The organism is Mycobacterium sp. 5-140-3-2, from assembly GCF_035666375.1.
GTDB classification, from domain to species: domain Bacteria; phylum Actinomycetota; class Actinomycetes; order Mycobacteriales; family Mycobacteriaceae; genus Mycobacterium; species Mycobacterium intracellulare.
Genome location: NZ_CP142025.1, coordinates 5,434,109 through 5,448,116 on the forward strand (window position 1 = coordinate 5,434,109; position 14,008 = coordinate 5,448,116).

The window sequence follows — 14,008 nt, forward strand, 5'->3', positions numbered from 1 at the left end:
TTGCTCGCCCGGGCCCGCCACGACGCGGCGCATGCGTCAGAGGCCTACCGGCGCGGACTGTGGGTGCACACCACGCTCGCCGATTCCCTGCGCGCGGCCGCGCAGACGTCGCCGCACCGAACGGTGTTGGTGGACAAGGATGTTCGGCTGGACTGCGCCACACTGCACGCGCAGGCCGGCGCGCTGGCCGCGGCGATGCTGGCGCGCATGCCCACCGGCAGCGTCGTGTCCTTCATGCTGCCGAACTGGCATGAGACCGCCGTCATCTATCTGGCCGCGACGCTGGCCGGCATGGTGGTGAACCCGATCCTTCCGTCGCTGCGCGACCGCGACCTGCGCTTCATTCTCGAAGACGCCGGCACCGCAATGCTATTCGTCCCGCACCGATTCGGCGGCCACGACTACGGGGCGATGCTCGAACGGGTGACGGCCGCGATGGACAACGCGCCCGAGGTCGTGGTGCTGCGCGAAACTGGGCACGCCGGTCCGCACACCCCCTATCCGGACCTGCTCGACCATGCGCCGGACCCCGCGACGCTTCCGGCGCTCGATCCCGACGCCGCGCGGATGATCCTGTACACCTCGGGGACCACCAGCCGCCCGAAAGGCGTCCTGCACACCCACAATTCGCTGCACGCGCTCATCCGCCAGCTCCGCGAGCACTGGAACATCGAGCCGGGCGACACGTTCCTGGTCCCGTCGCCGGTCGCCCACATCGGTGGCTCGATCTATGCCTTCGAATGCCCGCTGCTGCTGGGCACCACCGCGGTGCTGATGGACCGGTGGGATCCGGCGCAGGCCGTTGCGCTGATGAACGCCGAACGGTGCACCCACATGGCGGGGGCCACGCCGTTTCTGCAGCAGCTGCTGTCCGCCGCCGAAGACCTCGGCACCCGCCTGCCCGACCTGAAGGTGTTCATCTGCGGCGGCGCGTCGGTATCGCCGTCGCTGATCCGGCGCGCCGCCGACTATTTCGACCGCGCGGTGGTCACCCGGGTGTACGGCTGCACCGAGGTGCCCGTCGCGACCGTCGGCGCGCCCCGGCCCGACGAAGCCGACAGCGCCGCGGATACCGACGGCAGGGCCGGCATCGCCGAGATCAAGCTCGTCCCCCACGGTGCCGCACCCGCCGGTGACGGCGAAATCTACCTGCGCGGGCCGCAGATGCTGCTGGGCTACCGCCATCCCGAAGACGATTCCTTCGATGTCGATGGGTTTTTCCGCACCGGGGATCTCGGGCGCTGGGTCTCGACCGGTTCCGGAGACCGGTACCTCGTCGTGACGGGACGGGCCAAGGACGTCATCATCCGCAGCGGCGAGAACATCTCGGCCAAGGAGGTCGAGGACCTGCTCGCCGACCATCCCGGCATCGCCGAGATCGCTGTGGTCGGGCTGCCCGACGAGCGCACCGGGGAGCGGGCCTGCGCGGTGATCGTCCCCGCGGGCGCGCAGCGCCCGGACGTCGCGAGTTTGCTTGCGCTGCTGGTGAGCAAGGGCGTCGCCAAATTCAAGGCGCCAGAACAGGTCGTGATCTGGGATGCCTTGCCGAAGAACGACGCGGGCAAGGTGCTCAAGCATCGGATCCGGGCGGCGCTCACGCGGGTGGAGACTAAGGATGGGTGAGATGCAGGTCGCAATCGTCACGGGCGCAAGCAGCGGCATCGGCCTGGGCTGCGCCACCAAACTCGCCGAGATGGGCATGGCGGTCCTGGGCACGGGCCGCGACCAGGACCGGCTGGCCGAACTGCACACGGCCATCGGCGATCCGGATCGCGTTGCCACACTTGCCGTCGACCTGACCGACGACGACGCGCCGCGACGCATCGTGGACCTCGCCGTGCAGCGATGGGGCCACATCGACTTCCTGATCAACAACGCCGGAGTCGGCAGCCCCAAGCCGCTGCACGAAACCGACGACGAAACCCTGGACTACTTCCTGGGTTTGATGCTACGGGCACCGTTTCGGCTCGCGCGTGACGTGCTGCCCCACATGGGACCCGGCTCGGCGATCATCAACGTGACATCGACGTTCGCGGTCGTCGGCGGCCTGCGGGGCGGGGCCTACTCCGCGGCCAAGGGCGGGCTGACCGCGCTGACCACCCACATCGCCTGCCAGTACGGCGCGTCCGGCATCCGTTGCAACGCCGTCGCGCCTGGCGTCACGGTCACACCGATGGTCGAGAAGCGCTTGCAGGACGAGCGATTCCGCAAGATCAACACCGAGATGACGCCGCACCCGCGGTTGGGCCGCGTCGACGACATCGCCAGCACGGTCGCGTTCTTGTGCTCGCCGGGCGGAAGTTTCATCAACGGCCAGACGATCGTGGTCGACGGCGGATGGAGTTCGACGAAGTATCTGTCGGAGTTCGCCTTGTCCTCGCGGTGGACGGAGCGGTGAACCTATTCGCGATGCTCGAGCAGGCCGCGAGCCGGCACCCCCACCGCGGCGCGATGTATCACGGCACCCGGCGCCTGTACACCTGGATCGAGCTGCGCGACAGGGCCTTACGCCTGGCCGCGTCGATCCGAAAACAGCACGCCGCCGGCGCCCGCCTCGCGATCGCGACCCACAACCGTCCCGAGATCATCGAGTTGATGTTCGCGATCTGGGCCGCCGAGTGCGTCGTCGTCCCCATCAACTACAAGCTGCATCCGCGCGAGATGGCCGAGATCCTCGACGACGCGGGCGCGGCGCGGGTGTTCGCCTCCACGGCGATTGCCGGCGAACTGGCGCCGATCACCACGACACCGATGGAAACCTTTGACTCGCAGGACTACTCGCGGCGGGTCACCGTCGCCCCGTCGGCGAAGCCGCGCACCGATCCGTCGGCGCTCGCCTGGCTGTTCTACACCAGCGGGACCACCGGCCGATCGAAGGGCGCGATGCTGTCGCACCGCAACCTGACCGCGATGACCGTGGCCCACCTCGCCGACATCGACGACCCGGACGAACGGTGCAGCCTCCTGCACGCGGCGCCCATGTCGCACGGCTCGGGGCTCTACGTCCTGCCGTACGTGCTGCGCGCCGCCCGCCAGGTGGTGCCCGCCTCGGGCGCATTCGACCCCGACGAGTTCCTCGATCTGTGCGAGCATCACCCCGGCGGCAGCGCGTTTCTCGCCCCGACGATGGTGCAGCGCCTGGTGGGCACGGGCCGCGCCCGCCCGGCCAACCTGAAGTCGATCGTCTACGGCGGCGGCCCGATGTATGTCGAAAGCCTGCGCAAGGCGATTGCGGCGTTCGGCCCGATCTTCGCCCAGATCTACGGGCAGGGCGAGTCACCGATGACCATCACCGGGCTGCGCCGCGCCGACCACGAATCCGGCGACGACGCAATCCTGGGATCGGTCGGCTATGCGCGGTCCGGGATGGACGTCGCGGTGCTGCGCGCCGGCGGCGACCCGGCGCCCGTCGACGAGATCGGCGAGATCGTCTGCCGCGGCGACGCGGTCATGTCCGGCTACTGGCGCAACCCCGATGCCACCCGCGCCACGCTCAAAGAGGGCTGGCTGTACACCGGCGACATGGGCTCGTTCGACGCGCGCGGTTTCCTCACGCTGCGCGATCGATCGAAGGACGTCGTCATCAGCGGCGGCAGCAACATCTACCCGCGCGAGGTCGAGGAGGTCCTGCTCGAGCACCCCGCGGTCGCGGAGGCGTGCGTGGTCGGCGCCCCCGACGCCGAGTGGGGCGAGGTGGTGGTCGCATTCGTCGTCGGCACAGGCGATCCCGTCGACGCCGCGGCGCTCGACGTGCACCTGCTGACGCGCATCGCCCGGTTCAAACGTCCCAAGCGCTACGAATTCGTCGACGAGCTACCAAAAAACAGCTACGGCAAGGTGCTCAAGCGGGAACTGCGGGCCCGCCTGGCGCCGCTGCGGGAATGCCATGAGACATCAGGGAGGTCGCAATGAAGTGTCGCGCCGCTGTGATCCGCGGGGTCGGCCAGGACTGGGAGATCCGCGAGATCGAGCTGGATCCGCCCCGCGGCGGTGAAGTGCTGGTGCGCATGGCCGTTGCCGGGATCTGCCACTCCGACGATCATCTGTTCACCGGCGATGTGGTGCCGACCCCCGAGGCGCTGGCCGCGAGCGGCCAGCCGGCGCCGGACTGGTTCCCGCTGCTCGGCGGTCACGAGGGAGCCGGCGTCGTTGAAGAAATCGGGCCCGGCGTGACCTCGGTGCGTCCGGGAGACCACGTGGCGCTCTCCTTCATCCCCGCGTGCGGCAGCTGCCGGTTCTGTGTCAACGGCCAGAGCTACATCTGCGACATCGGCGCAAGCCTGTTCGTGCGGGAGATGCCCACCGACGGCACGTGCCGGCGCCACCTCGGTGACGAAAACCTGTTGGCCTACGGGCAACTCGGCACGTTCGCCGAATACGCGGTGCTATCGGAACGCTCCGTCATCAAGATCGACGACGCGATCCCGTTCCATGCCGCCTCGCTGGTGTCGTGCGGGGTGAGCACCGGCTGGGGGTCCGCGACGATCTCGGCGGGCACCGAACCCGGCGACACCGTCGTCGTCATCGGCGCGGGCGGCGTCGGGATGAACGCCCTGCAAGGCGCGCGCGCCGTGGGCGCCAAATACGTCGTCGCGGTGGACCCTGTTGAGTCCAAGCGCGATTCGGCCAAGGTCTTCGGCGCCACGCACACCGCCGCCTCCGCCGAGGACGCGATACCTCTGGTCAGGGAGATCACCGCCGGCCTGATGGCCGACCGCGTCGTCGTCTGCCCCGGCGTGGTGCACGTGGACCTGCTTCCGTTGGCGATGGCGCTGCTTCGCAAAGGCGGGATCTGCGTGCTCACCGGCATCACCCCGTTCACCGAACCCCCGGTCCCGTTGGTCCTGCAGGAGATGACGCTGTCGGCCAAACAGCTCAGGGGCGCGCTCTACGGCGGCATGAATCCGCGCACCAGCGTGCCGATGCTGCTGTCGTTGTACCAGGCGGGCGCGGTGAAACTCGACGAGTTGGTCACCCGCCACTACCAACTCGACCAGATCAACGAGGCGTTCGTGGATCTGCGCGAGGGCCGCAACATTCGCGGCGTCATCGATTTCGCGGGTGCGTGACTTCGAAGTGCCTGCGGATGCCGGCCAGCATCTCGGCGTGCGCCTTGACCGCCCCGCGGACGGTCACCCCGGCCAGGAGCCGCGGCGCGGAGATCCGGATGCGCTCGGTGATCCGGGTGCCGCCGTCGTCGGGCACGAAACTCACCGTGCCGCGTAACCGCACCCCGGGTGACTGGGCGGCCTCCGTCAGCACGTCGCCGTCGGCCGGCACTCGCAGCCGGGCGTGATAGACGGTACGGATGGTCAGCGGCCCCAAGGGGATTCGATCGACCACCCGATAGCTCTGCTGGTAGCCCTCCGGGGTTTCGCCGCGGGACAACGTTTCCACTGACACGATCAGCGGGTGCACGAGCCTGATGTTGTCCAGGTCCACGTAGAAGCCGCGCACCGCATCGGGCGGCGCGGGCACGCGCTCGGACAGCGTCCGGTCGGCGTGCACGAAAAGCAGCGACCGGGCCCGCGCATGTAACGCCACGGCGACATTCTGCCGGTTTTTCCGCCGCAGCGTTACGCTCGGCGCAATGCCAGGAGCGCGGGAGCGGAGGCGTGATGGGCGACGCGGCGGAAGGTCAAGCGGTCGAGCGTTACCTGCAATGCCTGACCGATCACGACTGGGACGGACTGGCCGGCACCCTCGCCGAGGACGGCCTGACCCGGGAGGGTCCGTTCTGCGACGTCGTCGAGGGCAAGGCGCACTACGTCGCCTACCTGCGCAAGGTATGCACCGCTCTGCAGGGCCACCGGTTGCAGGTGCGGCGGATCTCGCACGTCGACGCCCGAACCTCCTACGCCGAGCTGTCCGAGACGTTCGAGATCGATGGCGTCGCGACCACGTGGCCCGAATGCATCCTCTTCGAGCGGGACGACGACGGATTGATCGTTCACGTCAGCGTGTTCTTCAAGCAGCGCCAGGCCGACGCCGCCACGTAGCGGTCTATTCCCTCGCTTGCGGAATTGACCTAACGTGTCATGGATGGAGGCAGATGGAACTCCGGAGTCGGTGCCGGTCGAGAAATTGCACTCGGGCGACCCGATCACCGATTGTGGTCAGCGGTACATAGTTCTCGAATCGAAGGCGCTCAGCGACTGCGTGGTCCTCGAGCTCGAATCCCGGGTGGATCACCAACTGCAGGTCATCGAGAAATCGTTCCCCACCGGCTACCAGGTCGGCAGGGCGAACCACCGAATTTTATAGCCGACGAATTCTCGGCGGAACAAATGCGCGAGTAACCGTTCGACGGCTACCGCGCATTCGTGTTTTCGGGCCGCGCCAAACAGCCTGTGCCACTTAACTCTTCGGCGGCCGGATGTCGTTGGGGTTGTTCGGGTCGGGGTCACCGAACCAGCGTGAGGGCTCGTGCTCGCCGTACGCGTCGTGCCAGTCCCACCACTCGTAGGGAGCGGTCTGCGGATAGCCCTCCGGCGAATCCTCCCAGGTTTCCTGGCGTCCGAGCGCGGTCATGTCCAGGAAGCTCCAGGTGGTCCCCAGCGCCTCGTCGCCGCGGTTGTTGATGAAGTAGGTGCGAAACACCCGATCGCCGTCACGGATGAAGGCGTTGGTGCCGTGCCATTCGTCCACGCCGAAATCCGCGTCGAAGCCGTCGGTGATCGTGTACCAGGGCATCTTCCAGTCCATCCGCTCCTTGAGGCGCGCGATGTCGGCCTGCGGCGCGCGTGAGGCGAACACCAGCGTGGTGTCGCGGGCGTTCAGGTGGGCCAGGTTGCCGACGTGGTCGGCCATCATCGAGCAGCCCCGGCAGCCGCGCTCGGGCCAGCCGTCGATGTCGGGCCCGTAGAACGCGCGGTAGACGATGAGTTGGCGCCTGCCGCCGAACAGGCCCGCCAGGTTGACCGCGCCCTCGGGTCCCTCGAACCGGTAGTCGGAGTCCACCTCCATCCAGGGCATCCGGCGCCGCCGGGCCGCGAGCGCGTCACGGGCCCGGGTGAGCTTCTTCTCCTCTTCCAGCAGCTCTCGATGCGCGCTCGCCCATTCCTGGGCCGTCACGATCGGGGGTGTGTTCATCGCTGTGCGCCTTTCGAACTCGGGTGTTTTCAGGTCAGCGGCGCGAGGCCGGCGGAGGTGAGCAGGTAGGCGTCGTGGTCCGGGCCGGCGGTGGCGATCTCGAGCACCGACTTGCCCACCTGTTCGGCGGTGAGCGCGGGCCCGGCGGCCTGTAAGAAGGTGTCGACGTCGACGCCTTGGCGCTCGGCGTAGGCGGCGACGGCGGCCGCGCCGAGGCCGGTGGCCGGGGTCAACCGCGGCAGCACGGCGGTGAAGCCGATCCCGAGCCCGGCGCGTTGCGATTCGAGGGCGGCATAGCCGGCGAGGAACCGTACGGTCGCCTTGGCGCCCGCGTAGCCACCGGACAGCGGTGATCCGGCCAGGGCGGCGCCGCTGGACATCACGATCACCGAGCTGCCCGGCGCCAGCGGGCGCCGCAGCGCGTCACGAACCCAGTGAAACGCCTGCGCGACGTCGGAGTTCCAGTTGTCGCTGAACGACTCCCAGGTCTGATCCTGCAGCGGCGCCATCCGCGGCGCCGCCCCGGCGCACAGCACCAGGGTGCGCGGCCGGTGCCGGTCGATGAGCCGGCCGGCCGTCGCCGGATCGGCGGCGTCGGCCACCACCGGGGTGAAGGTGACGCCCAGTTGGGCGCGCACCTCCTCGAGCTGCGATCGGGTGCGCGCGACGCCGACGACCTCGGCGCCGGCGGTCGCCAACGCGGTGGCGATCGCGCGGCCGAATCCGCGGCCGGCCCCGGTCACGATCGCGGTGCTGCCGGCGAACCCGTCGGCGCCGGGGTTTGGGGTCTGGTTCATGTCGTGCTCGCTTCCTCGCGTGGACTGCGGCCGTGCCGCGACTTCACTGATTGAGATACGGGGGGGCGGCCGAATTCATCGCTGCCGGCCGATGAATTTCGGCGGCCGGATGTCTCTACAGGAGTAGGTTCACCACGCGGCCGAGAGGAGAGGGCATTGCCGGCGCAGGAGGAGTTCGTCGAGCGGGCGGCGCCGTTTCGTGCCGAGCTGATCGCGCATTGCTACCGCATGCTGGGCTCGGTGCACGACGCCGAAGACCTCGTGCAGGAGACGTATCTGCGGGGCTGGCGGGGCTATCAGGCCTTCGAGGAACGCGCGGCGTTGAAGACCTGGCTGTACCGGATCGCGACGACGGCCTGTCTGCGCGCGCTGGAAAACCGCGCCCGCCGCGTGCTGCCGGCCGGGCTGGGCGAGGGCTCGATGGACCCGGACGCCGACCTCGGTGCGGCGGGCGCGCACGCGTGGCTCGAACCCATCCCGGACGACATGATGTTCAAGAGCCCCGAGGAGGACTTCACCGCGAAGCAGAGCGTGCGGCTGGCCGTGATGACCGCCCTTCAGGAGCTTCCGGCGCGCCAGCGCGCGGTGCTGATCCTGCGCGACGTCGTGCAGTTCAGCGCCGCCGAGGTCGCCGAGCTTCTGGAGACCACGCCGGCCGCGGTCAACAGTTCGCTACAGCGCGCCCGGGCCCACCTCGCCGAGCTGTCCCCCAGCGAGGAACAGATGGCCGAGCCGGGCAACGCCCGGCGGCGCGAACTGCTCGACCGGTATTGCGCGGCATTCGAAAACGCGGACATGGCGGCGCTGACCGCGCTGCTGCAGGCGGACGTCAAACTCGAAATGCCGCCCCTGCCAGTGTGGTTCGCCGGCCGGGACACGGTGCTGAAGTTCCTTGCCGAGCGTGCCGTGGCGCAGCCCGGCGACATCGCGATGGTTCCGACCGCCGCGAACGCGCAACCCGCCGTCGCCGAGTACCGCCGCGCCGCCGATCACGTGTTGCGGGCCCATTCGATCCACGTCTTGACCCCCGGTCGCGACGGGATCGCCGGCATCACCGTCTTTCTCGACCCCGACTTGTTCAGCGCGTTTGGTTTGTCTTCAACCCGGTAATGTTTGTCCCAGGGACGTGATCGCAGCCCTTGCCATCTTGGGAAGCCCGACCTGCATCGACCCGCATCGTCATCGATGTCGTCGGACGGTTTACCTTCCCGCCCCACGTGTGGACAGGTCCTTCACACGCCAGGATCATTAGGCGCGGGAGACGTAGTTGAAGGGTGACGAGTGAAGATTCCCGGCGTTTCCGACGTCGTCGCCGGTGTGGCCGGCGGAGCCGCGCAGGTGGTGCGGGCAGGCGTGTCGACTGCGGCGGGGGCCGCCGGCGCGCTGCAGACGTTGGCCGGCCCGGTCGCCGAGCTCGCGGGCCCCGTCCTGCAATCGGTGGTTCAAACCACGGGCCGGGCAATCGGTGCCGACACGTCCACCGACAACGCCGCCGCCCCGATCACGCCGCCGGTGCGCTGGCGCAGCGGGCAACGCGTGCACCTGGACCTGGACCCGTTGCTGCCGTTCCCCCGCTGGGGCGAGTACGCGCCCGCCGTCGAGGAGCCGGTGCGCCGAATCCCGGGCGTGGCCGAGGCGCACGTCGAGGGTGCGTTGGGCCGGTTGGTGGTTGAACTGTCCGACGGCGCGGACCACGACGCCGTCTTGGACGAGGTGCGCTCGACCGTCGCATCCATCGCCGCCGATATCACCTGGTCGAAGTCGGAGGCGGCGACGCCGTCCGCGCCCTTCGCCGACCCGGGCAACCCCCTGGCGATTCTGGTGCCTCTCACCGCGGCGGCACTGGATCTGATCGCGATGGGCGCCGCGGTGACCGGATGGGTGACCCGGCTGCCCGCGGCGCCGCAGACCACCCGGGCCGCGGCCGCGCTCATCAACCATCAACCGCGCATGGTCTCGATCCTCGAGGAGCGGCTGGGCCGGGTGGGCACCGACATCGCGCTGGCCGCCACGACGGCCGCCGCCCATGGCCTGACGCAATCGTTCGGCACGCCGATGCTCGACCTGACCCAGCGCACCCTGCAGGTCTCCGAGGCGGCGGCGCACCGCCGGGTGTGGCGGGACCGGGAACCCCACCTGGCCTCGCCGCAACGGCCACAGGCCCCGGTGGTCCCGGTCATCTCGTCCGCCAAGTCGGAGGTGCCCCGGCACAGCTGGGCGGCCGCGGCGGCCGGCGAGGCTTCGCACGTCGTGGTCGGGGGAACCATCGACGCGGCGATGGACAAGGCGAAGGGCTCGATGGCCGGGCCGGTGGAGAGCTACGTCGATTCCGCGGCGAACGGCTCGCTGATCGCCGCGGTCAGCGCGCTGGTGGCCGGCGGCGGCACCGACGACGCGGCCGCGGCCATCGAAGCCGGGGTGCCGCGGGCCGCGCACATGGGCCGACAGGCGTTCGCGGCGATTTTGGGCCGCGGGCTCGCCAATTCCGGACAGCTGGTTCTCGACCCGGGCGCGCTGCGCCGCCTGGATCGGGTGAAGGTGGTCGTCATCGACGGCGCCGCCCTGCGCGGCGACCATCGCGCGGTCCTGCGGGTCCGCGGCGACGCGCCCGGCTGGGACGACGACCGGGTCTACGAGGTCGCCGACGCCCTGCTGCACGGCGAACAGGCGCCCGAGCCCGACCCGGACGAGTTGCCGGCGACCGGTGCACGACTGAAATGGGTTCGCAATCAAGGGCCTTCGGCCACGCCCGCGCAGGGCCTGGAAAGCGCCGACCTGATCGTCGACGGCGAATGCGTCGGGAGCGTCGACGTGGGCTGGGAGGTCGACCCGTACGCGATCCCGCTGTTCCAGACCGCGCACCGCACCGGCGCGCGGGTGGTGCTCCGCCACGTCGCGGGGACCGAAGACCTGACCGCCAGCGTCGGCGCGACGCACCCGCCCGGCACCCCGCTGTTGAACGTGGTCCGCGAGCTGCGGGCCGATCGCGGACCGGTGCTGCTGATCACCGCGCTGCACCGCGACTTCGCGTCGACCGACACCCTGGCCGCGCTCGCGATCGCCGATGTCGGTGTGGCGCTTGATGATCCGCGCGCCGCCACGGCGTGGACCGCGGACATCATCACCGGTACCGACCTGGCCGACGCGGTGCGGATCCTCTCGGCGATTCCGGTGGCCCGATCGGCCAGCGAGTCGGCGGTGCACCTGGCCCAGGGCGGCACCACGCTGGCCGGGCTGCTGCTGGTCACCGGTGAGCAGGAGAAGACCACCAACCCGGTGAGCTTTCGGCGCTGGCTCAACCCGGTCAACGCCGCGGCGGCCACGGCCCTGGTGGCCGGAACGTTCTCGGCCACCCGGGTGCTGCGGCTGCCCGACCCGACCCCCCAACCGCTGACCGCCTGGCACGCACTGGATCCCGAGATCGTCTATTCGCGGCTCGCCGGCGGCGCGCGGCCGCTGGCCGTCGAGACCGAACCCTCGTGGCGGCGCCGTCTCGACGACCTGTCCTACAGCCCGGGCCTGGCGCCCCTGCGCAAGCCGCTGCACAACATGGCCCGGCTGGCGTCGGCGACCCGGACCGAGCTCGCCGATCCGCTGACCCCGATCCTGGCCGTCGGGGCGGCCGCGTCGGCGATCGTCGGCAGCAACATCGACGCGCTGCTGGTCGCGGGAGTCATGACCGTCAACGCGATAACCGGTGGGGCGCAACGTCTGCGGGCCGAATCCGCGGCCGCCGAGCTGTTCGCCGAGCAGGACCAGATGGTGCGCCGGGTGGTCGTCCCCGCGGTCGCAACGACGCGCCGCCGGCTCGAGGCGGCCAAGCACGCCACCCGCACGGCGACGGTGTCCGCGAAGTCGCTGCGGCCCGGCGACGTCATCGATCTGGCCGCCCCCGAGGTGGTGCCGGCCGACGCCCGCCTGTTGGTGGCCGAGGACCTCGAGGTCGACGAGTCCCTGCTCACCGGCGAGTCGCTGCCGGTGGACAAGCAGGTGGACCCCGTCGCCGTCAACGACCCCGACCGGGCCAGCATGCTCTTCGAGGGCAGCACCATCGTGGCCGGCCACGCCCGGGCGATCGTGGTGGCCACCGGCGTCGGGACCGCCGCGCACCGCGCGATTTCGGCGGTCGCCGACGTCGAGACGGCGGCCGGAATCCAGGCGCGGCTGCGGGAACTCACCAGCAAGGTGCTGCCGCTGACGCTGGCCGGAGGTGCGACGGTGTCGGCGTTGGCGCTGCTGCGCCGCGCCCCGCTGCGCCAGGCGGTGGCCGACGGCGTCGCGATCGCGGTGGCCGCCGTGCCGGAGGGGCTGCCCCTGGTGGCCACCCTCTCCCAGCTCTCGGCCGCCCAGCGGCTGACGGCCCGCGGCGCGCTGGTCCGCGCGCCGCGCACCATCGAAGCGCTGGGCCGCGTCGACACCATCTGTTTCGACAAGACCGGCACGCTCACCGAGAACCGGCTACGCGTGGTGTGCGCCGTGCCGGTCGGGGTCGACCCGCACGACCCGCTGCCCCAACTGACCGATCCGCAATCGGCGGGGCTGCTGCGGGCCGCCGCGCGGGCGTCCGCCCAGCCGCAGGACGGCCAGGGCCATGCCCACGCCACCGACGAGGCTATCCTCACCGCCGCGAATTCGCTGAACGGCCATGGCGATTCGGACTGGACGATGATCGCCGAGGTGCCCTTCGAGTCCAGTCGCGGCTTCGCCGCCGCGATCGGCGCGCTGGGCAGCTCCAACGGGCATCCCGCCGACGCGCCGGTGCTGATCCTCAAGGGCGCGCCCGAGGTCATCCTGCCGCGCTGCCGGTTCGCCGACCCGCAGGCCGACCAGGAACGGGCCGAGGGCGTCGTCCGCGGTCTCGCCGAACAGGGCCTGCGGGTGCTCGCGGTGGCGCAGCGCGGTTGGAAGCACGAGACCGACGACGACGACACCGACGCCGACGCCGTGGACGCCGCGGCCGAGGACCTCGAGCTGCTCGGCTACGTGGGCTTGGCGGACACCGCCCGGGCGTCGGCGCGCCCGTTGATCGAGGCGCTCACCGACGCCGACCGCGACGTCGTGCTGATCACCGGCGACCACCCCATCACCGCGCGGGCGATCGCCCGGCAGCTGGGCCTGCCCGCGGACGCGCGGGTGATCACCGGCGCCGAACTCGCCGGGCTCGACGAGGACGCGTGCTCCAAGATGGTCGCCGACGTGCAGGTCTTCGCCCGCGTCAGCCCGGAGCAGAAGGTGCAGATCGTGGCCGCGCTGCAGCGCTGCGGGCGGGTGACCGCGATGGTCGGCGACGGCGCCAACGACGCCGCGGCGATCCGGATGGCCGACGTGGGGATCGGGGTGAGCGGGCGGGGTTCGTCGGCCGCCCGCGGCGCCGCGGACATCGTCTTGACCGACGAGGATCTGGGCGTGCTGATGGACGCCCTGGTCGAGGGCCGCAGCATGTGGGCGGGCGTCCGGGACGCCGTGACGATTCTGGTCGGCGGCAACGTCGGTGAAGTGCTGTTCACCATCATCGGCACCGCCTTCGGCGCCGGCCGTGCACCGGTGGGCACCCGCCAGCTGCTGCTGGTCAACCTGCTCACCGACATGTTCCCCGCGCTCGCGGTGGCGGTCACGTCGCAATACGTCGAGCCCGACGAAGCCGAGTACGCGTCGCCCGAGGCGGCCGAGGAGGCGCGCCGGCAGCACCGGCGCGCGGTGCTGACCGGGCCCACGCCTTCCCTCGACGCGCCGCTGATGCGCCAGATCGTCACCCGCGGCGCGGTGACCGCGGCCGGGGCGACGGCGGCCTGGGCCATCGGGCGCTGGACGCCGGGCACCGAACGCCGCACGGCGACAATGGGTTTGACCGCCCTGGTGACGACGCAGCTGGCGCAGACGCTGCTGACCCGCCGGCACAGCCCGCTGGTGATCGCGACCGCGCTGGGCAGCGCCGGTGTGCTGGTCGGCATCGTGCAGACCCCGGTGCTCAGCCAGTTCTTCGGCTGCACGCCCCTGGGTCCGGTCGCCTGGTCGGGGGTGCTGGGTTCCACCGCGGGCGCCACCGTGATCTCGGCGCTGGCGCCCAACTGGCTGGCCAAGCAGGTCGCCGCGTTGGAGCCCGCCGAGGAGTGATCGCG

At 70.7% G+C, this 14,008-nt stretch carries 11 protein-coding genes; 8 read left to right on the top strand and 3 right to left on the bottom strand.

Going from position 1 to position 14,008, the window contains the following annotated elements:
* Genes P6281_RS25510 through P6281_RS25525 form a run of 4 tightly spaced genes read left to right on the top strand, consistent with a single transcriptional unit; the run spans position 1 to position 5,069 of the window.
* Positions 1-1,623, top strand: a complete 1,623-nt coding sequence (locus P6281_RS25510) for an AMP-binding protein (protein WP_014712561.1) — start codon at positions 1-3, stop codon at positions 1,621-1,623.
* The gene (locus tag P6281_RS25515) at positions 1,616-2,398 is read left to right on the top strand and encodes an SDR family NAD(P)-dependent oxidoreductase (RefSeq protein WP_009957131.1); all 783 of its coding nucleotides are present in this window, start codon (positions 1,616-1,618) and stop codon (positions 2,396-2,398) included. Before P6281_RS25510 ends, P6281_RS25515 begins: the two co-directional genes overlap by 8 nt.
* The gene (locus P6281_RS25520; protein ID WP_009957132.1) at positions 2,383-3,912 is read left to right on the top strand and encodes an AMP-binding protein; all 1,530 of its coding nucleotides are present in this window, start codon (positions 2,383-2,385) and stop codon (positions 3,910-3,912) included. Before P6281_RS25515 ends, P6281_RS25520 begins: the two co-directional genes overlap by 16 nt.
* Before the next feature lie 14 nt (positions 3,913-3,926).
* On the top strand, positions 3,927-5,069 hold the full coding sequence (locus P6281_RS25525; RefSeq protein ID WP_008262201.1) for an NDMA-dependent alcohol dehydrogenase: 1,143 nt from the start codon (positions 3,927-3,929) through the stop codon (positions 5,067-5,069).
* On the opposite strand, the gene P6281_RS25530 is transcribed toward P6281_RS25525, so the two are convergent.
* Positions 5,047-5,544, bottom strand: a complete 498-nt coding sequence (locus P6281_RS25530) for an SRPBCC family protein (RefSeq protein ID WP_008262210.1) — start codon at positions 5,542-5,544, stop codon at positions 5,047-5,049. The genes P6281_RS25525 and P6281_RS25530 overlap by 23 nt on opposite strands.
* 74 nt (positions 5,545-5,618) lie before the next feature.
* Here P6281_RS25530 and P6281_RS25535 point away from each other — a divergent pair, with 74 nt between their 5' ends.
* Positions 5,619-5,999 (top strand): nuclear transport factor 2 family protein, encoded by a 381-nt coding sequence (locus P6281_RS25535; RefSeq protein WP_008262266.1) that lies wholly within the window; start codon positions 5,619-5,621, stop codon positions 5,997-5,999.
* A gap of 43 nt (positions 6,000-6,042) precedes the next feature.
* Complete coding sequence (locus P6281_RS25540; RefSeq protein ID WP_009957137.1) at positions 6,043-6,264, top strand: hypothetical protein; 222 nt, start codon at positions 6,043-6,045, stop codon at positions 6,262-6,264.
* A 93-nt stretch (positions 6,265-6,357) separates the two neighbouring features.
* Here P6281_RS25540 and P6281_RS25545 read toward each other — a convergent pair whose 3' ends face one another.
* Together P6281_RS25545 and P6281_RS25550 are read right to left on the bottom strand one after the other, a co-directional pair.
* The gene (locus tag P6281_RS25545) at positions 6,358-7,092 is read right to left on the bottom strand and encodes a DUF899 domain-containing protein (protein ID WP_008262270.1); all 735 of its coding nucleotides are present in this window, start codon (positions 7,090-7,092) and stop codon (positions 6,358-6,360) included.
* A 29-nt stretch (positions 7,093-7,121) separates the two neighbouring features.
* Positions 7,122-7,889 (bottom strand): SDR family oxidoreductase, encoded by a 768-nt coding sequence (locus P6281_RS25550; protein WP_008262275.1) that lies wholly within the window; start codon positions 7,887-7,889, stop codon positions 7,122-7,124.
* 156 nt (positions 7,890-8,045) lie between these two features.
* Between P6281_RS25550 and P6281_RS25555 the strand changes: the two genes are divergently transcribed.
* Positions 8,046-8,999: a sigma-70 family RNA polymerase sigma factor gene (locus P6281_RS25555; protein WP_008262277.1), complete on the top strand. Its 954-nt coding sequence runs from the start codon at positions 8,046-8,048 to the stop codon at positions 8,997-8,999.
* Positions 9,000-9,170: 171 nt separating this feature from the next.
* Positions 9,171-14,003, top strand: a complete 4,833-nt coding sequence (locus tag P6281_RS25560; RefSeq protein WP_014712562.1) for a cation-translocating P-type ATPase — start codon at positions 9,171-9,173, stop codon at positions 14,001-14,003.
* The last annotated feature ends 5 nt before the right edge of the window (positions 14,004-14,008 follow it).

Coding starts and splice junctions, on each gene's coding strand:
- P6281_RS25515 (WP_009957131.1), top strand. CDS start 1,616: ATGGGTGAGATGCAGGTCGCAATCGTCACGGGCGCAAGCAGCGGCATC.
- P6281_RS25535 (WP_008262266.1), top strand. CDS start 5,619: ATGGGCGACGCGGCGGAAGGTCAAGCGGTCGAGCGTTACCTGCAATGC.
- P6281_RS25540 (WP_009957137.1), top strand. CDS start 6,043: ATGGAGGCAGATGGAACTCCGGAGTCGGTGCCGGTCGAGAAATTGCAC.
- P6281_RS25545 (WP_008262270.1), bottom strand. CDS start 7,092: ATGAACACACCCCCGATCGTGACGGCCCAGGAATGGGCGAGCGCGCAT.
- P6281_RS25550 (WP_008262275.1), bottom strand. CDS start 7,889: ATGAACCAGACCCCAAACCCCGGCGCCGACGGGTTCGCCGGCAGCACC.